The sequence below is a fragment of the Afipia clevelandensis ATCC 49720 genome (assembly GCF_000336555.1).
Taxonomy (GTDB): domain Bacteria; phylum Pseudomonadota; class Alphaproteobacteria; order Rhizobiales; family Xanthobacteraceae; genus Afipia; species Afipia clevelandensis.
On sequence record NZ_KB375281.1, the window covers coordinates 2,851,000 to 2,875,058 of the forward strand.

The window sequence follows — 24,059 nt, forward strand, 5'->3', positions numbered from 1 at the left end:
GTCAGCGTCCCTTCAACGGCGTTTCTGCAACCGGCGTCAGCGGCGCCTTGCCATCGAACCAGAGCTTGAGATTGTCCACCACAAGCTGATCCATGGCGTTGCGCGTGGTGATCGAGGCGGAGGCGATATGCGGCAGCAGCACCACGTTCTTCATCGCTTTCAGCGCATCGGGCACTTCCGGCTCGTTCGCAAACACATCGAGGCCGGCGGCCATGATGGTGCCGTCCTTGAGCGCGGCAATCAGCGCCTCTTCATCGGCCACCGATCCGCGCGCGACATTGATGAAAACCCCGCGCGGACCGAGGGCCTTCAGCACCTCGGCATTGATCATCTTCGCGGTCGAGGGACCGCCCGGCGTGATCGCGATCAGCGTATCGACGTCCTTCGCCATCTCGATCAGGTTCGGATAGTGCTTGTAGCTGACACCTTTCGCCGGATTGCGCGAGTGATAGACCACCGGCACCAGCGACGCTTCGAGACGTCGCGCGATCGCCTGCCCGATGCGTCCCATGCCGACCATGCCGACCTTGCGGTCGCGCAACGAACCGCGGCTGAGCGGAAAGGCCTTGGTGCTCCAGTGGCCTGCACGCAGATAACGATCAGCCTCGATGAACTCTCGCAAGGTCGCGATCAGAAGGCCAAGCGCCGTGTCCGCAACTTCCTCGGTCAGCACATCCGGCGTGTTGGTGACAATAATGTTATGCCCGGCGGCATATCTGAAATCGACATGATCGTAGCCGACGCCGAAGCTGGAGACGATTTCGGTCTTCGGAAACTTCGCCAGCATCGCACCATCGGCCTGCACAAGGCCGGTCACGGCGATGCCGCGAATGCGCGCCGCCACGTCAGGCGAGATACGGCCGAGGTCACGCTGGTTTTCGAATTTGTGGAGGACGAAATTCTCGGGAAAACCATTGTCGACCACCGGCTTTGACGGGCCGTAAATCAGCACATCGACCTGTTCCTCAGACCCGTTCGCAGCCATTAGTTGTCCTTTCCAAGCGCACTTTCGTGCCAGCGTCGTAGCACAAGATATGAGGCCAGCGAGAGGCCTCCATAGATGACAATTCCGGCAAATGAGAGCAACAACAGCGCCGCGAACATGCGCGGAATGTTGAGCCGGTAACCCGCCTCGGCGATGCGGTACGCCAGTCCGGAGCCTGCCCCCGCCGATCCGGCGGCGATTTCGGCGACCACCGCGCCGATCAGCGACAGGCCTCCGGCGATCCGCAGGCCGCCGAGAATATGCGGCAGCGCCGAAGGCAGTTTCAGGCGGCAAAGGGTCTGCGTGCCGGATGCGCCGTAGAGCTGGAACAGCCCGAGCAGGTTGCGATCCACCAAACTGAGACCGAGCGCCGTGTTGGATAGAACGGGGAAGAACGCCACGATCCAGGCGCAGGTCACCACCGCGACATGCTGCGGCAGATAGATCAGCAGCAGCGGCGCGATGGCGATCACCGGTGTCACCTGCAGGATGACGGCGTAAGGCAGCAAGGCGTATTCCAGCCATTTCGAGCGGCTGAACAGGATGGCGAGCGCAATGCCGCCGACGGCAGCCGCGATGAAGCCATGCACCGTGGTCAGCAGCGTCGTCAGCAGTGAGCCCGACAACAGGGACCAGTCCTGAATCAGCGTGGCAAACACCAAACTCGGTGCCGGCAGCACATAGGCGGGAGTATTGTTCATGCGGACGACGGCTTCCCACACGGCAACGCCGGCGGCGAGCGCGAGCAGCGGCAGCGCGATCCTGATGAAGCTGCCCGGCGCATGGCGTTGCGTCATGCCGCAGCCCCCGCCTTGCTGGCCTCTGCAAGCGCTGTGGACACCTCGCGGCAATGCGCTGCATATTCCGGCGACGTCCTGAAGTCCTCGCCGCGCGGCTCATCCGCGTGAATGCGAACATCCCGCGTGATACGGCCCGGCCGCGATGACATGATGAGAACGCGCTGGGACAGATAAACCGACTCGAAGACCGAATGGGTGACGAACACCACGGTCTTGCGCAGCCTGCGCCACAGCGTCAGCAGATCATTGTTCAATTTGAAGCGGGTGATCTCGTCGAGCGCGGCGAACGGCTCATCCATCAGGAGAATTTCCGGATCGGTGACCAGCGCCCGCGCCAGCGACACGCGCATCTTCATGCCGCCTGACAGTTCGCGCGGATAGACGTCCGCGAATTCAGATAACCCGACCTGCGCCAGCGCCTGATCGACGCGCGCGCGCGCGGCAGCGCTCGGGACATGCGCGAGATCCAGCGGAAGCTGCACATTGCCGCGCACTGTCGTCCACGGCATCAGGGTCGGCTCCTGAAACACAAAGCCGATGTTGTGATGCGCGCCATCATGCGCGCCGCGTCCCCTCACATCGACATGGCCTGCCGTGGGATCGCTGAGGCCCGCGATGATCCGCAAGGCGGTGGACTTGCCGCAGCCGGAGGGCCCGAGCAGTGAGACAAACTCGCCGGTCCGGATCGTCAGATTGAGAGGGCCGAGCGCAACAACGCCGTTGTCGTAAACCTTGGTGACATCGCGGAGCGATACCGCCAATCCACCCGGCGGTCCGCCTTGCGCACCATCAGCCTCGAGAACAGACATGCCGGGCAATCCGCTGCGTCAGTTTTTCGGCCGCAGGTCGAGACCCACCGCCTTGTTGACGAACCGCAGGGTATAGGCCTTGCGATAATCGACATCGCGCCGGGTCACACCCGCACGCACCATCTTGCCAAAGAACGCCGCCATGCGCTCGTCGCTCATCGCGCCGATTCCATCCTTCAAGGTGTCGCCTGAATCGACAATGCCGTATTGTTTCATCTTGTCCACCGAATAGGCGAGCAGATCGTCGGTCATCTCCGGGTTGGCCTTCTTGATCAGCGCATTGCCGGCAGCGTTGTCGCCATAGATGTAATTGTACCAGCCGATGATCGAGGCATCGACGAAGCGCTGCACCAGATCGGGTTTCTTTTCCGCGAATGCGATCCGCGTTTCGATCAGGGTCGAGTAAGCGTTGAAACCATAATCCGCGAGCAGAATGACAGTGGGCGTGAACTTCGCCTGCTTCTCCACTGCGAAGGGTTCGGACGTGACATAGCCCTGCATGGCACTGTTCTTGTCCGCGAGGAACGGCTGCGCGTTGGAGGTATATGGCTTCACCTTGTCCTCGCTGAATCCGTATTCGGATTTCAGCCACTGAAAATAGGTCGGCATCCCCTCCTTGGACACGAACAGGGTCAGCGGCTTGAGGTCTTCCAGCTTGGTAACCTTCGAGGAGGGATGCGCGAGGAAAACCTGCGGGTCCTTCTGAAAGATCGCAGCCACCGCGATCACCGGTACATTGTTGGCCACGGCGTCAAAAGACTGCAGCGAGTTCGCGCTCATGAAGAAGTCGAGCTTGCCTGCGATCAACTGAATGCGGTTGTTGACGTTGGGGCCGCCCGGAACGATTTTGACGTCGAGGCCGTAACGCGCATAGGTGCCATCCGCCACTGCCTGATAGAATCCGCCGTGCTCGGCCTGCGCGACCCAGTTGGTGCCGAACGACACCTTGTCGAGGACACCGGGCGCGGGCGTCTCGGCGCGAGCCGGGCCACCCACGACCAAAGCCAGAGCAATGGCGAATGCGCACAGCAACCGGCTGGGTGGCATGATTGGACTCCGTTGAGCGTTTTGCCCATGATGGGCTTGGCAAAACTACCCCGCTAATCGATTCAAAGAAACCCGTCTGCGATGACCCCGAATACCCTGCGCGACTGGACCGCGTTTCGCTCCGCCGCGATCGGCGAGGCTGAAGCCTCCCGCTGGATCGCCGTGCTGCCGCTGGCGGCCACCGAACAGCATGGACCCCATCTGCCGCTTGAAACCGATGTGCTGATCGCGCAGGCCTATCTCGCGCGCGTGCGATCCATTCTGCCGGAAAATCTGCCGGTCACATTTCTGCCCATCGAGCCGGTCGGAATCTCCACAGAGCACATCGCCTGGCCCGGCACGCAGACGCTGGCGACGGACGCCGCGCTGAACAAATGGATGGCGCTGTGCGATGCCGTGGCGCAGACAGGCATCCGCAAGATCATCATGGTCAGCAGCCACGGCGGCAACAGCGCCGCGATGGCGCTGATTGCGCAGGATCTGCGCGCGAAGCATGACATGCTCGCGGTCTCCACAAGCTGGAGCCGCTTCGGTGCGCCCAAAGGCATGTTCTCTGCGGACGAACTGCGTTTCGGAATTCACGGCGGCGCAGTCGAGACCTCGATCATGCTCGCGGCGTTCCCCGATCAGGTGAAAGAGAACCGGATCGCGAATTTCGAATCCGCCGAAAAGCAGATGACGACAGAATTTCGCTGGCTTTCTGCCGGACGTCCCGCGCCGTTTGCTTGGGCGGCGCAGGATCTCAATCCGCTCGGCGTGGTCGGCGATGCCACGCTCGCCAGCGCACAGAAAGGCGACACGCTGCTGGATCACGGCGCGCGCGCCTTCGTTGAACTGCTCGATGATGTCCGTCAATTCGACCTCAGCCGGCTGGCAAACCGGCCGGAAATAATGAGTTAGATGTATAACATATTGATATTGCAATAAATTTTTAGATTTAAAGATTCCGCAAAGAATCTTCGAACCGAATTCCATGAGCCCACCACCAATTGGCATGCGGTCCACACGGCCCGCCCCAAATCAAGGATGGAGAGTCTCATGTCGATCAAGACCAAGATTGCCGCTTTCGCTGTTGCCGCCCTGACCATGACCGGTGGCATCGCCGCCTCGACCCAGCAGGCTCATGCCGGCAAGTTTCATCATCATCACGGCGTCGGCATCGGTGTCGGTCTCGCCGCCGGCGCCCTGTTCGCCGCCGCCGCCAGCAGCGCCTATGCAGACGATTACGGCTATCGCCGCTGCGGCTGGGTTCGCCAGTACGACGCCTACGGCAATTACATCGGCCGCGTCCGTAGCTGCTACTGATCGCATTCAAAGTTGAGTTCGGCGCGGCGCCTCATCCACGCCGCACCGATTCAAGGACCCGCCCGGTTGTCCCCCCGGGCGGGTCATTTCGTTGTGCGCTGTTTGTCTTGCAGTCTTGCACAAGCGTCCGTAAGCCACAGCCGGCTGTCGTCCAACTGTCACATAACGGTGTCATGGGTCGCGGGCGATTCAGCCGCCTCGCATTGGCTGCTCATAAGCCGAACAAGGCCTTGAGAACGAGCCGCAAATACATCCAAATGTCAGGAAGCGTGAAGTTTTCTGGTTTCTCGACACGCAGGTGCGCCTCTGCACGCCGGATATTTCATGACCCTGAGCAAACGCCCGATATCCCTTTTGACAGGCGCGGTCGCAGGACTGGCGCTGGGAGCGGCGGCGGCCGATGTCGCGCGCGCTTCGGACGCGATCATGCCGCGCAAGGCCCCCCAGGCGGCGTTCGCTTTTGACTGGAGCGGCTTTTATGTCGGGGGGCATGTTGGCTATGGCGGCGGCAGCTTCGGGCCGGACACCAATCCGCTGCCACAGCAGGGCGTCTTCCTGCCGCACAGCATCACCGGGCTGATCGGCGGCACTCAGGCCGGATACAATCTTCAGCTCCCGAACCGCTGGGTGCTGGGCGTCGAGGCCGACATCTCGTTCACCAGTCCGCTCGATCGGCCAAAACTCGAGCCCGCGCCATTCAACTCCACGTTCGATTATTTCGGCACGGCGCGGGCCCGCATCGGTTACGCCTTCGGGACGTGGCTGCCTTATGTGACCGGCGGCGTCGCGTGGGGACGCACGCGCATCGATCTTAACGATCCGGCCGGCGAGATTGTCGGCAACAAGTCGCGCATGCACCTCGGCTGGGTCGCGGGGACAGGCCTCGAAGTTGCGCTTGGCGGCAACTGGAGCGGAAAGGTCGAATACAACTACCTCGATCTCGGCGCGCGGACATATGGCCTCGGCGATGTCCCATTGCCCGACGTCGCGGTCGATCCGAAGATTCACACCCTCAAGGTCGGCCTCAACTACCGGCTCTGGGATGCGCCGCCATGGACGAGCGGCGCTGCGATCAGGCCGCTGGCGCTGCCGGAATCGGCCGACTGGAATGTCCACGCACAGACCACGCTGATCACGCAGGGCTATCCCTCGTTCCGCGCGCCCTATCAGGGACCGAACAGCCTGCCCGGCGCAGGCCGCGCGCGAGAGACCTGGACTGTCGGCGCTTTTCTCGGCTGGCGGCTGTGGGAAGGCGGTGAATTCTACTTCAATCCCGAACTCGCGCAGGGTTTCGGCATCGGCAGCACGCTTGGCCTTGCGGGCTTCTCCAACGGCGAGGCGCAGAAGGGTGGCGCGGAATATCCGAAGTTTCGTGCGCAGCGCTACTTCTTCCGTCAGACTTTCGGCCTTGGCGGCGAGCAGGAAGACGTCGCCGACGGACCGAACCAACTCCCGGGAAAACGTGACATCGACCGCATCACCGTCACCGTCGGACGGTTTGCCGTGGGCGATTATTTCGACGGCAATTCCTATGCGAAGGACCCGCGCGCCGATTTCATGAACTGGGCAATGTGGGCGTCAGCCGCCTATGATTTCCCCGCCGATTTGCCGGGCTTCACGCGCGGCGCGGTGGTCGAACTCAACCGCAAGGACTGGGCGATCCGCGCCGGCCTGTTCCAGGTGCCGTCACAACCCAACAACGACGTGCTGACCTTCAAGTCCGGCGGCGCGGTGGTGGAATTCGAGGAACGTCACACCGTTTTCAGCCAACCCGGCAAGCTGCGCGTCGGCGTGTTCGCCAACAAAGGCAACACCGCCAGCTATCGCGATGTGCTCGGCATCGGCGCGGTCAATCCCGGCCTCGACATCAATGACATCGTCCTCGGCGAGCGGCGCGAGCGCCTGAAGTACGGCTTCTACGTCAACGGCGAGCAGCAGGTCGCCACCGACATCGGCATCTTTGCACGCGCAAGCTGGAACGACGGCCAGAGCGAAATTCTTTCGTTCACCGATGTCGACCGCAGCGTCTCCGGGGGCATTTCAATCAAGGGCAGTTATTGGCGACGTCCCGCCGATACGTTCGCACTGGGCGGCGCCGTCAACGGCCTGTCCGGTGCGCATCGCGACTTTCTCGCCGCCGGCGGCAAGGGCCTGCTGATCGGCGACGGCCGGCTGAACTACAGCAATGAGCGCATCTTCGAGACGTATTATGCGCTGGCGCTCGACAAGATGTTCACCTTCACGGCGGACTACCAGTTGATCACAAATCCCGCTTACAACGCGGACCGTGGACCGGTCTCGATTTTCTCAGGCCGCTTGCACGGGGAATTCTAGCGTCTCACTGCGCGGCGGCGGCAGCAACCACTGCCGGGGACGGCTGCGCAGCCGGAAGCGGCGCAAACGATTCAGCCTGCGCAAAAGCCCACGCATGAAAGCGAGGACTGTCGAGGTGGCCGTCCAAAAGTTCGCCGGGGCGGAGTTCGGGATAGAGCCGCGCGAAGGACAGCACGTCCGTAGCCGAGATGCGCCGCGAGAAGTGAATCGGCTGGATCTCCTGCGGATGACTGAGACCGGACGCGGCGATCAGTTCCGCGAGCGCATGGAGTGTCGCGCGATGATAGTTGTAGACGCGCGTGGTCTTGTCCGGGACCACCAGCGCGCGGTTGCGCGTCGGATCCTGTGTGGTCACGCCGGTCGGGCAGCGGTCGGTATGGCAGCTCAGGGATTGGATGCAGCCGAGCGCGAACATGAAGCCGCGGGCCGAATTGCACCAGTCCGCGCCGAGCGCCATGGCGCGCGCGACATCGAATCCGGTGGCGATCTTGCCGGCTGCGCCGATGCGAATCCGGTCGCGTGCGTTGATGCCGATCAGCGCGTTGTGGACGAAGTTGATACCCTCGCGCATCGGCATGCCGATATGATCCATGAACTCCGCCGGCGCGGCGCCCGTGCCGCCTTCATTGCCATCGACCACAATAAAATCGGGGTAGATGCCGGTCTTCACCATTGCCTTGCAGATGGCGAGGAACTCCCAGCGATGGCCGATGCAGAGCTTGAAGCCGACCGGCTTGCCGCCGGACAGCCGCCTCATATCGCCGATGAACTGCATCATCTCGAGCGGCGTCGCAAATGCGCGATGATAGGCCGGTGAAATACAGTCTTCGCCCATGGGCACGCCGCGAATGCGCGAAATCTCCTCGGAGACTTTCGCAGCGGGCAGCACGCCGCCATGGCCGGGCTTAGCACCCTGGCTGACCTTGAGTTCGATCATCTTGATCTGATCGTCGCTCGCGATCTTCGCGAACAGATCGGGATTGAACGTGCCGTCGGGATTGCGGCAGCCGAAATATCCTGACCCGATCTCCCAGATCAGGTCGCCGCCGTTCTCGCGGTGATACGGGCTGACGCCGCCCTCACCCGTGTCATGGGCGAAGTTTCCCTTTTTCGCGCCGGCGTTCAATGCGCGCACCGCATTTGGACTGAGCGCGCCAAAGCTCATTGCGGAAATGTTGAAAACCGAGGCTGAATACGGCTTGCTGCAATCCGGTCCGCCGACCGTGACGCGAAAGTGCTCATCGGCCGGAGGCTTGGGCGCAACAGAATGATTCATCCATTCATAGCCCTCGGCATAGACGTCTTCCTGCGTGCCGAAAGGACGCTTGTCGAGCACCATCTTGGCGCGCTGATAGACCACCGCGCGGGTATCGCGGCTGAACGGCTTGCCGTCCTTCTCGCTCTCGAAGAAATATTGCCGCATCTCGGGCCGGATTTCCTCCAGCAGAAAGCGAATATGCGCCGAGATCGGATAGTTTCGCAGGACCGCATGGCTCTTCTGGAGCAGGTCGTGAATGCCGAGCACCGAGAGCGAGCCGAAAATCGCGATCGGAATCGCGAACAGCACGATGTCTTCCGGATCGTAGATCGCGCCACACACCAGAAGCGCCGTGACGGCGATGCACAGCGTCAGGACGATGAAACGCGGCGAGAACATCAGTTCGAGAACCTGCATGAAAACCTCGCTGGCGGCCCGGATATCGCTCCGGAAACGCAGATTGACCCTTTTCATGACGCGGGTCCATGGCGCGTCATCAACGGCTCCGATAGCCGGAAACTATACATCAACCCGGGCAATCATCGACATCGCGAACATCGCGATTATCCGGATGCCTGACGTGATGGCGTCATATCGCTCCCGTAAAATTGACCGTTGCTGCAAAGCAATATCCGCCAGATGCGGTCAGGCCTTAACCCGCGCCCGTCAATGCTGATGTGGCTGCAGTTCGCCCGGAATGCCGCTCTTTTGAAGGCCGCCGTCCGCGATCCACGCCTCGGTGCTCGTGATGGCCCGCTCGATGTGATCGTCCGTGCGGGTGAAGTCATAGGGTGAGCCGACCAGAGGACAAAGCGGCGGCACGACACAGTAATCGACGCTCGATTCGAGATACTGCAGTTCGACCGTCATCTGCCGCGCGATGAGCAGGGTCAGCGCATGCAGGGCCGTCGCCACAGCTCCCACCGGCGGCTCCTGCCCTGCGCAGGCAAACCCCGTCGGCATGATGATGAGGCGTTCCGCGCCCTTGTCGATGGCAACCCGAATCGGCGTGTTGCTGGAGATCGCGCCGTCCGCCAGAAAGCGATTGTCGTGCGGGACGGGTGCAAACGCGCCGGGAATAGCGGTGCTGGCCACGATCGCTTCCGCCGCGGACCCTTCGGACAGTACCACGGTTTCACCGGTCACAATATCTGTGGTCACGATGTGGACCGGGACGATGGCCTCTTCGAGCTTCTTGTAGGGCAGATGATCCTCGATCAGCTTGCGCACGCCGTCATGGGAGATCAGGAAATCACGGCGCCAGAGGAACGATGCAAACGAGCGCACCGAGACCGGGAACACATCCTGCCGTGTCAAGCCGCGCCAGATGTCGGCAAGTTTCTTCACGCCATCCAGTGACGGCGCACCCGCATAGTAAGCGCCGTTCATCGCACCCACGCTCGAGCCGACCACCAGATCGGCGGTGACGCCGTGCGCGGCAAGCGCCTGCATCATCCCGACCTGGATCGCACCGAAACTTCCGCCGCCCGCGAAAACGAATGCTGTCTTCTTCCCTATGTTGACGTTTTTTTCGTGCATCCAGCCTCAGCCGCGTTCATTTGCCGACAGCCGCCGCATCGAGCTGCGCGACGCGCAAGAATTATACCCATGCGCGGACGAAACGGAATCAAGATTGATTGTTTGGAGCAACGCTTGCCGCCGGTCCGGCACACGGCAACTAGCCGGCAAACGAGCGCTTCGGATTCTTGTGCAGTGCGACCGCATCCGCCGCGGAGTCCACCTGCGGATAAAGCTCGCGCACCATCGGATCGTGACCGGGAATGACCCGGTCGGCATGACCGGCAAGGTTCTCGACCGTGCGCCAGCCCTGCATCATGTCGCCGATGTTATAGACAATCGGAAACGGGTTGCCGCGATGCATGTTGCCGTAATAATGCGCGGCGTCGGAGGCGAGCACGACCGGCCCGCGTTCGGTTTCGACGCGCACCACCTGCAGGCCGTCTGAATGCCCGCCGACATGATGCAGCGTCACGCCGGGCGCGATTTCGGCGTCGCCATTGTGAAATACGACTCGGTCGCTGTAGACATGCCGCACCATCAGCGTCACGTCCTCGACAGAGAACGGATGACGCAGCAGGCCGTGGCACATGCAGCGGCCGGTGGCGAAGGTCATTTCGCGATCCTGCAAATGAAACCGCGCGTTGGGAAAGAGATCGAGATTCCCCGCATGATCGTAGTGCAGATGAGTGATGACGACATCGCGGATGCTGTCCGGTGCCACGCCGAATTGCTTCAGCGCGTCAGCAGGATTGATGGTGAGTGTGCGTGAGCGCTCCCTGGCTGCGACATCGTTGAAGCCGGTATCGACCAGAATGTCCCCGCCCTTGCCGCGGATCAGCCAGACGAAATAGTCGAGGTCGGTGCCTTCGTTGTGGATGTCCGGTGTGAGATAATTCTGATGCGGCTGGCGCCCCGTCATCGTGGCGTAACGGATCGCATAAATCTCGCTGTGATCGGCCAAGGCGTTCCCCGTCGGCTGTTGTTTTGCCGGCACTGTGCACATCGGCGCCCATCGGGACAAGCTGCGTGCGGGGAATGGCCCCCCTTACGCCAGCGCCGTGGTGTAGATCGTCGTGACGCCGATGGCGATGGTGATGACGCCGACCGCCACCTGGAGGGAGCGGTTGGCCCATGTCAGCCATCTTGCCGAGACCGCAAGCGGCACCGCGATGACGGCGGACAGCGCGCCCATCCCCAGCATCGAGCCAATTCCGAACAGCAGAATGTAGAGCAAGGCGTGCAACGGATTTGCGAATTGCGAGGCGACCAGCACCAGCAGCGCCGCTGATCCTGCCATGCCGTGCATCAGGCCGACCAGAAGCGAACGCCACCGGAAACCGTGCGCGTGGTCGTGGCGGCTGTCCTGATGCGGAACGGCGTCCGTCCCGTGGCTGTGCAGATGAAGGTGCGCCGTGCCATCGCCATGCCGGTGCTGATGGAAATGCACCCGGTCGCGCCACAGCCGCCACAGCAGATGCGCGCCGAGCCCGACCAGCATGATCCCGACGGCGGTTTCCAGCGGGCCCGAAACATGCTCGGGGATCACATGGCCAAGAACGATAGCCACGCCGGCAAAGACAAACAGCGTGATGGTGTGCCCCAGCCCCCAGGTCAGCCCATGCGTGACGATGTCACGAACGCTGGTGCGCCGCGCCGCGATGCTGGACACCGCCGCGATATGGTCCGCCTCGAGCGCATGTTGCATGCCGAGCAGAAAGCCGAGGCCTAGAATTCCGAACATGCGCCTGATGATCTCATGTGACGGGCGCGACCTTAGAGGCTATTTCAACCGTGTTGAAGCAGACTCTTTGCATGGGTCAAAACTGCCCCGCGACAGTGAGGCGGACTGCGAGCGGCTCGACCGGATGCAGCACGCGATCCATCACACCGGTGCCACAGACGGCCGCCGGCGGTGGCGAGCCGGACCTGCACTGGGTATACAGCGCATCGCTCTTGAGCAGCGAGCCGTAGGCATAGGTGATCTGGTCGGACTTGCTGTCGGTGAGATTGTAGGCATCGAGCTGGATGCGCCAGCCGTTGTCGAAGCGATAGCCAATCTGCCCGTTGAGCAAGCCCGTCCCCGGTGACCTGAAAGCGCCATCCTCGGTCAGCGGACGCGGCCCGAAATAGCGATAGCGCAGCGCGCCGAACCAGCCGGTCTTTTCGCCCAGCCGGATTCCCGCCGAGGCAATCATGTTCGGTGCGCCGGGAATGTAGTTGCCCGGCGCGTTGCCGATCTGGGCTTCCGGATAGCCGGCCAGTTCGGCATAGGCAGCGGCCTGCGCCGAGTTGTCGCCGCGGAACCGCGCGTGGGTCATGGCGAGATCGCCGTCGATCTGCAGCCAGGACACCGGCTTGTAATGGTTGCTCCACTCGAAGCCATAGCGGCGGCTCGGGCGGCTCGGCTCGGTGTCGCCCGCATCGCCGACGAACAGAATTTCCGATGCCGAATCCAGCACGAACAGGCTGAGTGAGCTGTCGAGACCGGGAATGATCCGCGTTCGCACGCCAACCTCGGCGCCGCGTGTTTTGACTAGGAACGGCGATGCATCGACCGGCGAGCCGTCCGATGGCGATTCCTTGATGGTCACGCCGCGCGCATCGTTGCTGTGAAACCCCTCGCCCGCATTGATGAAAAATTCGGTCTTGTTGAACGGCCCGAACACAAGGCTCATCTTCGGGCTGCCGATCGAAGCATTTGCGTTGCCAGAATTCGCCGACGTCAGGATCGAGTTGACATTGGCGTTGTAGAAATCGCCGCGATAGCCGAGCGTGGTGCGCATCCAGTTGGTCCAGTAAACGGTGTTCTGGATGTAGACCCCAACACTTGCCTCTTTCACCTTGTCGCTCCGCGTACCGGACAGAAACTGCCGCTGATAGGTGTTGGACAGCGCGACCTTGATGTCGTCGTAGCGGCTCTGGAAGCCGACCTCGGTCTGCATCGGTAGGCCGGCGACGACCGTGTTGAACGTGTGAGACGCATTGACGCCGGCCAGCACGCGATCATCGTGCTGGTGAAACTGGTCGCCCTGATCCGGATTATCGAGGAAGAACGTGAAATTGTTGTAGAGATCGAGCGAGCTTTTGATCGCATAGAAATTGATCTTCGACGATCCGTCCCTGTCGGTCTGGGCCCATCGGCCCGACACCGAAAAGCGATCGGACCGTCCGCCGTCGGTCGGATCGAGCGCGCCATAAAGGCCGACCTGTCCCGACGTGATCGCGCGCAGCGGAATCTGGTCGGTCGAATTCCAGTGATTGGCATAAGCCATGCCGGTCAGCGAGAAACCGTTGGCTGCCGTGCCTTCCGTATAACGCACCACCGCATTCAGCTTGCGCAGCTTGTCGGGATTGTCCCACGGCCCGTTGTAGGTGTTGACCTCTCCTGCGATCAGCAGGTTGCCGTTGCCGGCCTTGGTGGAGGTGATGCCGAGGCCCCGGCGATAGCCGAAACTGCCGACCGTTCCGAGCGCCATGGTTTTCTGGATGGTGTCGATCAACCCGATATGCACCGCGCCGACCGACGAGAAGTCGCCCTCGTCCGCAAAGTACGGACCCTTGCGGATGTTGACCGATCCGATCAGTTCGGGAATCAGGAAGTTCAGGTCGGCATAGCCCTGCCCGTGGCCATGGGTGCGCATGTTGACCGGCATGCCATCGACGTTGATCGCCAGATCGGTTCCGTGATCGAGATTGAAGCCGCGCAGGAAATACTGGTTGGCTTTGCCGTCGCCGCTGTGCTGCGTGATGATGAGGCCCGGCACCACTTCAAGCGCCTCGGCGGGCCGCGAAAACGGCCGCGCGTTGACCTCCTCGCCGCTGACATTCTTTTCGCTGGCAGAGGCGACCGGCGCCTGACCGGCACCCTCGTTCACATCGGGGCTTGTCGTCGTGGCAGGCGCGGTCTGCAGCGTGACAGTCCGGCGCTCCTGGCGCGCACGTTGTGTCGTCACGTTGACAGGAGGCAATGCGGATTCCGCCGCCGCATCGGTGCTTTGCGACGAGGCATTCCGCGGGGCTGCAATCAGTCCGGCGAACGCAAGGCCGATCGCCAGCGGTGCCTGCCAAAGCCCGCGCGCGCCACGCCGCTCGCGGCGACAACGCGCTGCCGCTTCACGACGCCTCAAACTCAACCGTTGAATGGAAATGCCCCCGCATGTCGATCAGAACCGGCAGGTCACGCTCGCACGCGCAGTATGACATTGTCAATTATTTATCATACCGACGACCTGCATCGCATGCCCCCGCGTGCGTCGCCGCGGCAAACCCGCAAGAGCGCTTCGGACATCATTCCACGCACGACAAATGGCGATCCCGGGAAGACTCGAACTTCCGACCTACGGTTTAGGAAACCGTCGCTCTATCCGGCTGAGCTACGGGACCGGTCTGAATGCCCACCGCACTCGGCAGGAGCGTTTAAACTTTCGCAATTCCATATCAGACGCCGTGCGTCGCCGCCACCCCGCCGGTCCCGGCTCGGGTGATTCAAATTTCAGGCTAGTTCTGCGCTAGGCACGACGGTCGCGCGACATCGGGGTGCGGACACATGCCGGCGCAGGCGAAACCCCTTCAGGATCATCCGCAGCGCATGCCAGTGAATCGCGGCGATCACTTTGAGCGTCATCACGGGATGGCTGACCATCAGGCGCAGGAGGGATTTATCGTTCAACACCTGCCGCGAACCGGCCAGCGAGGCAAGAATTGTCGGCCCCTGCGGATCGTCACCCTGAATCGTGATCCTGACGGTTTCAGCCGGTAAATCCACCCGGAACGAATAGTGCATCTCCATATCGAGAAAAGGCGACACGAAGAAGGCTTTCACGCATTGCTGCTCGATGCGGCCGTTATCGGCCGGCTTGCAGGGAATGATGTAGCTGTGCCGCTCACCGAAAGTGTTATGGACCTCATAGATGATCACGGCGAGCGATCCGTCCGGCCGGTAGCAGAAATAGACACTCAACGGATTGAAGCCATAGCCGAGAACTCGCGGCATGCAGAGCAGATCGATCCGGCCGACCTCGGTTGCAACTTCCGAGGTCCGAAGCAGGTCCCTGATTTGACGCGCAAGCGGAATGGCGCCGCCGTTCCCATGATCGGCATCGTGGAAGCTCGTGAGATTGAACCTGTTACGAGAGAAAAATCTCAGCGTCCCGTCCATGGCATCGAGTTCGTCCAGATCGACCAGCATCCAGAACACACCATAGCGCAGCTTGTGGACACGCGGACGCATCCGATGGTGGAAGACATTTCCCACGTAGAGACTGGATCGGACCGTCATACGGCAATCCCGGCTGGCTGCTGCGCTGCTGGCGAGATAAAGATCCGGCCGGACTCCTTCGCAACGTTCCAGGGCCGGCGTGCGCCGCCCAGCGCCTCGGCCACCGCCAGTCCGGACTGCAGCGCATCCTCGTGAAATCCTGCCCCGAAATAGCTTCCGCAAAACCAGGTATTGCGGCGTCCCTGTAGCGACCAGAGCTTCTGTTGCGCGCTGATGGCCTTTGAGTCGAACAGCGGATGTTCGTAGCTCTCGCTATGCCAGACCGCACGGGGTTCCCGCACGGGATTGAGCGTCACAAACCACTGCTCACGGGTCGGGATGTTCTGCAGCGCATTCATCCAGTAGGTGACCATCGGACTCTCGAGGCCCTCATGACCCGCGCGACCGATATAGTTCCAGCTCGACCATGCCGCCCTGCGCTTTGGCATCAGCGCCGGATCGGAATGCAGCACGGCGCGATTGACGCTGTAGCGGAACGACCCGAGCAGCGCCTGCTCGCGATCGTCGGCGTCGGACAAGATCGACAGGGCCTGGTCGGCATGGGCTGCAATCACGATGTCATCGAAGCTCGCCGTGCTTCCGTCGCGATCCCGCACCTCGACCCGCTCCCCGCGCCGTGAGATCGACTGCACGCCCGTCGACAGGCGGATGCGGCCGGCGTAACGCCGGGTCAGCGCCTCGACATAGACGCGGCTGCCACCGGTGACCGTTCGCCATTGCGGCCGGTTACGGATTTTCAGCAGCCCGTGATTGTCATGAAACCGGATGAACGACGCGGCCGGATAACCGAGAATGCTGCGCGCCGGGGCGGACCAGATGGCGCCTGCCATCGGAAGGAGATGATCGTTCCGGAATGCGGCGCCGTAGCGGCCGGCGTCCAGATAGTCGCCGAGAGTCGTATGTATGCCGTCGAGCAGCACCAGATCACGCGGCGCTTCGCGGTAAAATCGCTGAAGGTCGTTCAGCATGGACCAGAATCGCGGCCGCAGGACATTACTTGGCTGCGCAAACAAGCCCGCGAGTTTGCCTCCGGAATATTCCAGGTTGCCATCGGCGAGCGAGACCGCGAACGACATTTCGGAGACCTGCGTCGGAACCTCCAGATGATCGAACAAGGCCGTCAGATTGGGATAAGTCACTTCGTTGTAGACAATGAAACCGGTATCAATCGGAACATCACCGGCCGCGCTCCGCACCATGACGGTATTTGAGTGGCCTCCGGTGCGCGGTGCCTGCTCGTAAACCGTCACATCATGCTGCGCACTCAGCAGCCAGGCCGCCGACATGCCTGCGATCCCCGTCCCCACGACGGCGATAGTTTTCCTGCTATGTTCACGTCCCATCTCGTATTTTTCCGTCCCGTAATCGCAAACGGACGAGGCCGGGAGAAATTTGCACCGGCGTGAAACCAAACGCCGTGCGGCTCGTATCGTTTGCTGTGCAAACCAACTGGAATGATACGGACCAGACCGATTCAGGTTTCAGCGCGTCGGCAGATCAGGCCGTGCGAATGGCTCACCCGCGCCCGCCCGGTCCAGGCCGCCTGGGTTCCGCCATGTGCCAGAAAACCTTGAGTTTTCAGTGCGTGGCCGGCAGAAGCGCGGCGTTGCAAAGCAAGATTGGGCGACATGACCGCTCCTGAGGCACTCAGAGCGCTTGGCGTGCTGTCGGTCGCGCTGTCGTTGGTGATGGCAACCGCTTGGCTGGTCTGGCGCGTATCCCGCAATTCGGGCTGGGTCGATACGATCTGGACCTTCGGCCTCGGCACAATCGGCTGTCTCAGCGCATTTCTGGCGCCGGGCGGAGGCCCGCGGCGCGTTATTGTTGGATCGCTGATCGTCGTCTGGTCGCTGCGGCTCGGGCTGCACATCGCGCGCCGTACCACGGGCATCGTCGATGATCCGCGATATGCAGCGCTGGCAAAGGGCTGGGGTGCCGATGCGTCGCGGCAGATGTTCTGGCTGCTCCAAAAGCAGGCGCTTGTCAGCATCCCGCTGGCGTTCTCGATGTTTCTGGCTGCTTCAAATCCCTATCCGGCAATCAGGACGCAGGACATTTTCGCGATCTTGATCTTCCTCGTCGCGATCGGCGGCGAAGCACTGGCCGACCGGCAACTGCGTCACTTTCGGTCAAATGCGAAAAACAGGGATTCGATCTGCGATACAGGCCTGTGGAAATGGTCGCGTCATCCGAACTACTTCTTCGAGTGGCTGGGCTGGATCGCCTATCCCCTGTTCGCGATCGACCTGGGCGGCGGATTCCCATGGGGATTCGCCGCCATTGCCGGGCCGATCTGCATGTACTGGCTGCTTGTCCACGTATCCGGAATCCCGCCGCTGGAAGACCATATGCTGAACCGCCATGGATCGCGGTTTCGGGATTACCAGTTGAAGACCTCAGCCTTCTTCCCTCTTCCCGCGCGCGATACAGGAACAGCATCATGAGCCTTGCCCGGGCTGCCATCCGCATCGGAGAAGCCGTACCCTGGCCCGATGCATTGAGCCGCACCGTGATTGATCGGCTTGTCGGGCAAACCCGGCGGGCGCTCGCAGGAAACGTTCAGGACACCGCTGGCTTTGCGCGCGAAATGGCCAATTATCCGGTGGCGTTGCATACCGACGATGCCAACGCCCAGCACTACGAAATCCCGGCTGAATTCTTCGCACTGATCCTGGGGCCGCAGCGGAAATACTCATGCTGCCTCTATGACGAAGGCATCCGGTCGCTTGCCGAGGCGGAAGAGAATGCGCTGCGCCGCACGGCGGATCACGCATTACTCGGCGACGGACAACGCATACTCGAACTCGGTTGCGGCTGGGGCTCACTCTCGCTCTGGATGGCGCGTCACTATCCGTCTGCGCGGATCGTTTCGGTATCGAATTCACATTCGCAGCGCGAATACATCACCGAACGCGCGCGACATGAAGAACTGTCCAATCTTGAAGTCATAACTGCCGATATGAACGGATTCATTCCGCCTGGACAGTTCGACCGCATTGTCTCGGTTGAGATGTTCGAGCACATGGCCAACTGGCGACCGCTTCTGAAGCGTGTGAAAGATGCGCTGAACCCTGACGGGAGGCTCTTTCTGCACATCTTTAGCCATCGGTCGGCATCGTATCGCTTCGATCACGCCAACCAGAATGACTGGATTGCACAGCATTTCTTCACCGGCGGCATCATGCCGGGGCATTCACTGATCCGCGAATTTACCGATATGTTCGCTGTCGACGCGGAATGGCGATGGAGCGGAAGTCACTACGAGAAAACCGCAAACGACTGGCTGGCAAACTTCGACAACAACAACGCCGCAATATTCGACATTCTCCGGCGTGTGTATGGAGCCGACGCGCGTATCTGGCACCGGCGCTGGCGGTTGTTCTTCCTCGCGACCGCAGGACTGTTTGGCCATTCCGGCGGCAAGGAATGGGGCGTCAGTCATTACAGACTGCAGCCTGTTTCGTAAGATATCTAACCTGTGCCGGAGCCGGGCCCCAATCCCGTCGCACGAATAATCGCGCATGCCGCGACCGCTGCAACGCCGGTTGCAATCGCGCCGTAAACAACATCCAGGATAACGATCTGCAGCGTCCAGTTGCGAAGCGTCGCGAAGTTCGTGAGATCGTAGGTCGCATAGGCGATCACGCCCAGAAGCGCGCCGAGCACGAACGCTGTCCCAAGAGAGCCACTGCGAAGACCGGGGAGCACCGCAAACACAAGAATGCCGACCGGATACATCGCATAAAATGCGATGGCCGGGCCGATACGGACATTCGGGAGAAGTATATCGCCGAGAACCGGTTTATAGATGAGCGGCCCCATCATGCTCAACCACACCGCGTCGACGGCTCCGAATATGATGAGGGCGCTGATATATCCTACGACAAAAACCATGGCATCTACCTTCGGCGCGAGTATCGTATGTACGGCCATAATAATATCTGGTTTCACGCGCCTTCCGTGCTGAAACGCCTTCTCTGAAGGCCGCTGGCGTGGCGCGTGCGCGGCTCGTCTGACCGGATCAAGAGTTACTGTCGCACAAGGTTCCAAAGCACCGTCATAACCCAGCGGACCAAGAACAAGGATTTCCTCATGTCCCTGAAAGTCAATGCGATCGACCACCTCGTTGTCAACGTCACGGACGCCGAAAAGTCCGCGATCTGGTACGAACGCGCGCTTGGAATGACGCGACAGGAGTTCGATCCGGGCGGCGGCTATGCAAAGCGCATCGCGATGATCTTCGGCAACCAGAAAATCAACCTGCGGCCGGTGGCAACCGGCAAAGTCGAGTGGTTCACAGCCGATCACGAGGCCGCCGGAAGCGACGATCTTTGCTTTCTGACATCATCGACGCCGCAGCAGGTCGTCGAGCATCTCACAAGCTGCGGCATCGCCATTGAGGAAGGCCCCGTCGAGCGGCACGGCGCGCGGGGAACGCTGAACTCGGTCTATTGCCGCGATCCCGATGGCAGTCTGATCGAGATTGCCTCCTACAAGTAGCCGATCTTGCTGCGCGAACGCCTAAACCAGACGCATGCTCATTTCGCGGCATCAGACAGCCATATGAACCGCTCATGAACAGCAGATGCGCCTAAAACTTTCGCGTTTTCCGCCGAATCCGTTGCTGCTGACTGCCTTGTAACCGTCATGTCGGCGCACTACTCTTCGCGAGAGGGGCGTTCGACAGGAGACGACAATGGGTTTGCTCGACATTCTCAACGGCATGCAGAACGGGCCGCGCGGGCCAAGCGAGCCTAGCGCACCCGGCGAAAGCAAAGGCGGGATGTCGCCGATGACCATGGCGATCCTCGCCCTTCTGGCCTACAAGGCCGTCAAGCATTTCGGCGGCAGCCACACCGGCGCAAGCCCTGCCGACAATGCGCCTTCGGCGCCCACGCCATTGCCTGGAACGACCACCGCGAGCACCGGCGGACTCGGCGGCGCGCTGGGTGGCGGACTTGCTGGCGGACTTGGCGACCTGATGAAGGGCCCGCTCGGCGGCGCTCTTGGCGGCCTGCTGGCAGGCGGCGCAGCGGGCAGCGTCCTCAGCGGCGGACTGAACGATCTGCTGAAGCAGTTTCAGGACAATGGCCACACCGAGACCGCGAATTCATGGGTTGCCAACGGCCCCAACAAGCAGATTTCGCCCGGCGATCTTGCCTCGGCGCTGGGCGCCGACCAGATCAACACGCTGTCATCGCAAACCGGCCTGTCGCGCGACGAACTGCTCTCCGGACTGGCGAAGCAATTGCCCGACATCATCAACCAGCTCACGCCCGACGGCCGTCTGCCGACGGAGCACGAAGCCTCGCGCTGGATTTGATCGCGTCACCGGACAACGTGGAGTAATTTCAGTCACTCCACGTTGATTGCGAATGCTCTTTTGATTCAGTTACAGGGACACCAGACATGCTTTACATTCTTATCGTCGGACTGGTCGCAGGCTTTCTCGCGCGGCTGCTGTCGCCCGGCCCGAACAATCCGACCGGCTTTATCCTGACCATGGTGCTCGGCATCGCGGGCGCATTTCTCGCGACCTTCATCGGCCAGGCCATCGGCCATTACGGGCCGAACCAAGGCGCGGGCTTCATCACCGCAACCATCGGCGCGCTGCTGGTGCTGTTCATCTGGAACAGGCTGGTGGCGCGCGGGGTCGTTTCCGACCCCGGCAACAAGGTCTGAACGGCGTCAGCGTTTGGGCAGGACAGCCGGCCCGAGATGCACGCCCGCATCCATCCGGACGATTTCACCGGTCATGCTGCGCGAGGCCGGCCCCGCAAGGAAGCAGACCAGTTCGGCGACATCCTCTGCCGTGGTCGCAAGCTGCAGCGGGGCCTGCTCGATGACCATCTGGCGAATCTTCCCCGCGAGTTCGGGGCCGCGGCCCTTGGTGAACCACGGCGTGTCGATGTAACCCGGGCATACCGCATTGACGCGGATCGTCGGCGCAAGCGCGCGCGACAGGGACAGCGTGATGCTGTTCAGCGCGCCCTTGCTTGCGACATAGGCCACGGATGATCCGATACCGGCAATGCCGGCAATCGACGACACGTTCACCACCGACGAACTGCGCCCGGAATGCTTCGCTCCCGCCTCCAGCAGCGCGCGTGTCGCGCGGACCATCTGAAACGGCCCGATGGTGTTCACCGCGTAGATGCGCTGGAAATCTTCCGCCGACAGTCCATCGAGATCGCCGTGATCGACATGCTTGGTCATGCCGGCATTGTTGATCAGGCCATCGAGCCGTCCCCATGAGGCCGCCGCAGCCGCGATCTTCCTGCAGTCCTCGTCGCGCGAGACATCGCCCTGCACCACCACGACCTCGGCTGCGCCTGCGCTGCGGCATTGATCCGCGGTCTGCTCGGCCTCCTTCTGGCTCGACGAATAGTTGATGACCAGACGCGCGCCCTGCTTTGCCAGCAGCAGCGCGGATGCTGCGCCGAGGCCCGAAGCCGAGCCCGTGACAATCACATTCAATCCATCCTTGGCCATTTCGTATCCTTCTTGAGAGCTTGTGGTTGCGCGCAATCTAACGGCCCTCGCCGGTCCATGACAGCGATTTTCAGGCCGGTCTGCGGCGGGAATGGCAGATGCGCGAACATACGTCCATCATCCCCGTCCGGCGATCAGCGCATCGACAATGGTGATGCCCGCGCCTTCTTCGTGAACCCGGACCGGGTTGATCTCGATCTCGGAGACACGGTCCTTCATCTCCGCAGCCAGCCGTGACACATGGGCGATCAATGCCGCCAGTGCCGCCGTGTCGGCTTTGGGCGCGCCGCGAAATCCGTTCAGGAGGGCCGCGGATTTGAGTTCGCCGATCATCGCCGAGGCCTGTGCGGCATCGACCGGCGCGGGCCGGTACACCACATCTCTGAACAGTTCGGTTGAAATCCCGCCCAGTCCCACCATCACGATGGGACCGAACGTATCGTCGTTGACCGTGCCGACGATCATTTCGACGCCCGGCCGGGCCATCGGCTCGATCAGCACGCCGTCAATCCCGGCCTCCGGCTTGAACCGGCGGGCGCGCGCGATCAGTTCATCGAAGGCCGCGGCGGCCTCCTCCGGATCGCGCACGTTGATCCGCACGCCGCCCGCTTCGCTCTTGTGCGGAATATCGCGCGACTGGATTTTCATGGCCACGGGGAACGTCACGCCGGACAGCGCAGTCAGTGCGGAGGCATCGCGCACCAACACGCCCTGCGGCACCGCGATGCCGGCCTCGCGCAGCAAGAGTTTGCTCTCATGCTCGGAAAGCTGCGCGGGCAGCGGCCCCTTGGGAAATGTCCGGCCCGGTCCATCCATGGCGACGCTTGTCGCAAGCCTGAACCGGCTTCGGCTTACAAGACGGCTCATGGCGCGGCCGAACGCGGCGATGCCCGGAAACGCGACAATCCCGGACTCCGCGAGTTCAGCGCGTGCGAACAGCGACGGCAGGGTGTAGGTGAAGAACAGGATCGGCTTGCGTTGCGCCGCGATCAGCGGCCTGATCTCATCCTGCTTCACCGGAATGCGCGTCTCGCTCGAAAGCGATACCACCACAACGATGATGTCCACGTCATCGGATCGCTCAAGCAATTCGACGATCTTCTGCAGGCCGCCGCTATGCACCGCCTGCGCCGTGATATCGACCGGATTGCGCGGAGAGCCATAAGATGGAATCAGCGCCCGCACCTGCGCTTGCAGGGCGTCGGGCAACTCCGGAATCTGCAATCCCTCTGCCGCCAGCGTATCCGCCATCCATGCACCCGCGCCGCCCGACACCGTGACGATGGCCACGCGATCCCCGCGCGGAAACGGCGCGCTGGCGAATGCTGCGGCAATGGCCACCGCCTCGTCGAGATCGTGCGAGACGATGAAGCCATACTTCGCGAAGACGGCATCGTAGGCCGCCGTCCATCCCGCCATGCTCGCGGTGTGAGACGCCGCCGCGCGTTCGCCCGCACCGGAGCGGCCCACCTTGGTCACGATCACCGGCTTGCCACTCTCGGCCGCGCGCTGCGCCGCCGCCATGAACACCTGCGGATCGCGAATGCCCTCGATGAACATCAGGATGACATCGGTGTCCGCGTCCTGCGCCATGTAATCGAGGAACTCACCGGCGGCGAGATCGGATTCATTGCCGGTGCTGATGACCTTGCTGACGGCAACACCCATCGCCTTCGCGCGGTTGTAGATCGCAAAACCGATACCGCCGCTCTGGGCAACGATGCCGACACGGCGCGGCGTCGCCAGCAATCGCGGCGCATCCGGCTTGACATCCACGGTCGGGCTGAAGGTCGCGGCAATCCGCTGCGGCTCGTTATAGAAACCCTCCGCATTCGGCCCGGAAATGCGCATGCCGGTGCGTCTGGCGAGTTCTGCGATCTCCGCCTGCATGTCCGCGCTCTCGCCGCCCTCTTCCGCAAAGCCCGAAGAAATGACGATGGCGTTCTTCACACCCGCCGCCGCGCATTCCTGCAACGCGCCAAGAACCGCACGCGCCGGAATGATCACAATGGCAAGATCGACCGCCTTCCCGATCGCGGCAATCGACGGATAACAAGTGAGATCGCCGATGCTGTCACAGGACGGATTGACTGGATAAATCGTTCCGGCGAATCCGTTCCGGCGCAGAAACGTGAGCAGCAGGCCGGGAATTTTCTTGTCGTCGCGGGACGCGCCGATGATCGCGATGCTGTCTGGCGAGAAGAAGCTGTCCAGCGGATGTTTCGGCATC

Annotated in this window: 23 protein-coding genes and 1 tRNA gene; 8 read left to right on the top strand and 16 right to left on the bottom strand. The window is 61.9% G+C overall.

Features of this window, described 5'->3' with window-relative positions:
- Position 1: 1 nt before the first annotated feature.
- From HMPREF9696_RS13635 to HMPREF9696_RS13650, 4 genes are read right to left on the bottom strand one after another with little or no spacing between them, the layout of a single operon-like run.
- Positions 2–985, bottom strand: coding sequence for a 2-hydroxyacid dehydrogenase (locus tag HMPREF9696_RS13635; RefSeq protein ID WP_002713613.1), 984 nt, complete (start codon positions 983–985; stop codon positions 2–4).
- Positions 985–1,782, bottom strand: a complete 798-nt coding sequence (locus HMPREF9696_RS13640; protein WP_002713614.1) for an ABC transporter permease — start codon at positions 1,780–1,782, stop codon at positions 985–987. The genes HMPREF9696_RS13635 and HMPREF9696_RS13640 overlap by 1 nt, the downstream gene beginning before the upstream one ends.
- Positions 1,779–2,594: an ABC transporter ATP-binding protein gene (locus HMPREF9696_RS13645; protein WP_002713615.1), complete on the bottom strand. Its 816-nt coding sequence runs from the start codon at positions 2,592–2,594 to the stop codon at positions 1,779–1,781. The genes HMPREF9696_RS13640 and HMPREF9696_RS13645 overlap by 4 nt, the downstream gene beginning before the upstream one ends.
- Before the next feature lie 18 nt (positions 2,595–2,612).
- Positions 2,613–3,641: an ABC transporter substrate-binding protein gene (locus tag HMPREF9696_RS13650; protein ID WP_002713616.1), complete on the bottom strand. Its 1,029-nt coding sequence runs from the start codon at positions 3,639–3,641 to the stop codon at positions 2,613–2,615.
- 81 nt (positions 3,642–3,722) lie between these two features.
- Here HMPREF9696_RS13650 and HMPREF9696_RS13655 point away from each other — a divergent pair, with 81 nt between their 5' ends.
- The 3 genes from HMPREF9696_RS13655 to HMPREF9696_RS13665 all read left to right on the top strand — a co-directional run bounded on the left by HMPREF9696_RS13655 (position 3,723) and on the right by HMPREF9696_RS13665 (position 7,280).
- On the top strand, positions 3,723–4,541 hold the full coding sequence (locus tag HMPREF9696_RS13655; RefSeq protein WP_002713617.1) for a creatininase family protein: 819 nt from the start codon (positions 3,723–3,725) through the stop codon (positions 4,539–4,541).
- Between the two features lie 138 nt (positions 4,542–4,679).
- On the top strand, positions 4,680–4,946 hold the full coding sequence (locus tag HMPREF9696_RS13660) for a hypothetical protein (RefSeq protein WP_002713618.1): 267 nt from the start codon (positions 4,680–4,682) through the stop codon (positions 4,944–4,946).
- Between the two features lie 324 nt (positions 4,947–5,270).
- Positions 5,271–7,280 (top strand): carbohydrate porin, encoded by a 2,010-nt coding sequence (locus HMPREF9696_RS13665; RefSeq protein WP_002713619.1) that lies wholly within the window; start codon positions 5,271–5,273, stop codon positions 7,278–7,280.
- A 4-nt stretch (positions 7,281–7,284) separates the two neighbouring features.
- Here HMPREF9696_RS13665 and HMPREF9696_RS13670 read toward each other — a convergent pair whose 3' ends face one another.
- From HMPREF9696_RS13670 to HMPREF9696_RS21685, 9 genes are all read right to left on the bottom strand, one after another.
- Positions 7,285–8,955, bottom strand: coding sequence for an FMN-binding glutamate synthase family protein (locus HMPREF9696_RS13670; protein WP_174309495.1), 1,671 nt, complete (start codon positions 8,953–8,955; stop codon positions 7,285–7,287).
- 249 nt (positions 8,956–9,204) lie between these two features.
- Positions 9,205–10,077, bottom strand: a complete 873-nt coding sequence (locus HMPREF9696_RS13675; RefSeq protein WP_002713621.1) for a patatin-like phospholipase family protein — start codon at positions 10,075–10,077, stop codon at positions 9,205–9,207.
- A gap of 139 nt (positions 10,078–10,216) precedes the next feature.
- Positions 10,217–10,978 carry an N-acyl homoserine lactonase family protein gene (locus HMPREF9696_RS13680; RefSeq protein WP_430642320.1) on the bottom strand — a complete coding sequence of 254 codons (762 nt, stop codon included), beginning with the start codon at positions 10,976–10,978 and terminating at the stop codon, positions 10,217–10,219.
- 126 nt (positions 10,979–11,104) lie between these two features.
- Positions 11,105–11,800, bottom strand: coding sequence for a HoxN/HupN/NixA family nickel/cobalt transporter (locus tag HMPREF9696_RS13685; RefSeq protein WP_002713623.1), 696 nt, complete (start codon positions 11,798–11,800; stop codon positions 11,105–11,107).
- A 76-nt stretch (positions 11,801–11,876) separates the two neighbouring features.
- Positions 11,877–14,027, bottom strand: coding sequence for a TonB-dependent receptor (locus HMPREF9696_RS13690; RefSeq protein WP_002713624.1), 2,151 nt, complete (start codon positions 14,025–14,027; stop codon positions 11,877–11,879).
- A 338-nt stretch (positions 14,028–14,365) separates the two neighbouring features.
- Positions 14,366–14,442 (bottom strand) — tRNA-Arg (locus HMPREF9696_RS13695).
- A 109-nt stretch (positions 14,443–14,551) separates the two neighbouring features.
- Positions 14,552–15,337, bottom strand: a complete 786-nt coding sequence (locus HMPREF9696_RS13700) for a DUF1365 domain-containing protein (RefSeq protein ID WP_002713625.1) — start codon at positions 15,335–15,337, stop codon at positions 14,552–14,554.
- Positions 15,334–16,680, bottom strand: a complete 1,347-nt coding sequence (locus HMPREF9696_RS13705) for an NAD(P)/FAD-dependent oxidoreductase (protein ID WP_002713626.1) — start codon at positions 16,678–16,680, stop codon at positions 15,334–15,336. The genes HMPREF9696_RS13700 and HMPREF9696_RS13705 overlap by 4 nt, the downstream gene beginning before the upstream one ends.
- Before the next feature lie 131 nt (positions 16,681–16,811).
- On the bottom strand, positions 16,812–16,967 hold the full coding sequence (locus HMPREF9696_RS21685) for a hypothetical protein (RefSeq protein WP_157170031.1): 156 nt from the start codon (positions 16,965–16,967) through the stop codon (positions 16,812–16,814).
- Between HMPREF9696_RS21685 and HMPREF9696_RS13710 the strand changes: the two genes are divergently transcribed.
- Both HMPREF9696_RS13710 and HMPREF9696_RS13715 read left to right on the top strand, forming a co-directional pair.
- Complete coding sequence (locus HMPREF9696_RS13710) at positions 16,966–17,781, top strand: DUF1295 domain-containing protein (protein WP_002713627.1); 816 nt, start codon at positions 16,966–16,968, stop codon at positions 17,779–17,781. The genes HMPREF9696_RS21685 and HMPREF9696_RS13710 overlap by 2 nt on opposite strands.
- Positions 17,778–18,803, top strand: coding sequence for an SAM-dependent methyltransferase (locus HMPREF9696_RS13715; protein WP_002713628.1), 1,026 nt, complete (start codon positions 17,778–17,780; stop codon positions 18,801–18,803). Before HMPREF9696_RS13710 ends, HMPREF9696_RS13715 begins: the two co-directional genes overlap by 4 nt.
- Before the next feature lie 5 nt (positions 18,804–18,808).
- On the opposite strand, the gene HMPREF9696_RS13720 is transcribed toward HMPREF9696_RS13715, so the two are convergent.
- Positions 18,809–19,288 (bottom strand): DUF2177 family protein, encoded by a 480-nt coding sequence (locus HMPREF9696_RS13720; protein WP_245259231.1) that lies wholly within the window; start codon positions 19,286–19,288, stop codon positions 18,809–18,811.
- A gap of 141 nt (positions 19,289–19,429) precedes the next feature.
- On the opposite strand from HMPREF9696_RS13720, the gene HMPREF9696_RS13725 reads away from it, so the two are divergent.
- From HMPREF9696_RS13725 to HMPREF9696_RS13735, 3 genes are all read left to right on the top strand, one after another.
- Entirely contained in the window at positions 19,430–19,837 is a 408-nt protein-coding gene (locus HMPREF9696_RS13725) for a VOC family protein (RefSeq protein ID WP_002713630.1), read from the top strand.
- Positions 19,838–20,033: 196 nt separating this feature from the next.
- Positions 20,034–20,660 carry a YidB family protein gene (locus tag HMPREF9696_RS13730; RefSeq protein WP_002713631.1) on the top strand — a complete coding sequence of 209 codons (627 nt, stop codon included), beginning with the start codon at positions 20,034–20,036 and terminating at the stop codon, positions 20,658–20,660.
- 86 nt (positions 20,661–20,746) lie between these two features.
- Positions 20,747–21,019: a GlsB/YeaQ/YmgE family stress response membrane protein gene (locus HMPREF9696_RS13735; RefSeq protein WP_002713632.1), complete on the top strand. Its 273-nt coding sequence runs from the start codon at positions 20,747–20,749 to the stop codon at positions 21,017–21,019.
- A 6-nt stretch (positions 21,020–21,025) separates the two neighbouring features.
- Here the strand turns inward: HMPREF9696_RS13735 and HMPREF9696_RS13740 are convergent, their stop codons facing one another.
- Together HMPREF9696_RS13740 and HMPREF9696_RS13745 are read right to left on the bottom strand one after the other, a co-directional pair.
- Complete coding sequence (locus HMPREF9696_RS13740) at positions 21,026–21,829, bottom strand: SDR family NAD(P)-dependent oxidoreductase (protein WP_002713633.1); 804 nt, start codon at positions 21,827–21,829, stop codon at positions 21,026–21,028.
- Between the two features lie 117 nt (positions 21,830–21,946).
- Positions 21,947–24,058: an acetate--CoA ligase family protein gene (locus HMPREF9696_RS13745; RefSeq protein ID WP_002713634.1), complete on the bottom strand. Its 2,112-nt coding sequence runs from the start codon at positions 24,056–24,058 to the stop codon at positions 21,947–21,949.
- Position 24,059 lies beyond the last annotated feature (1 nt).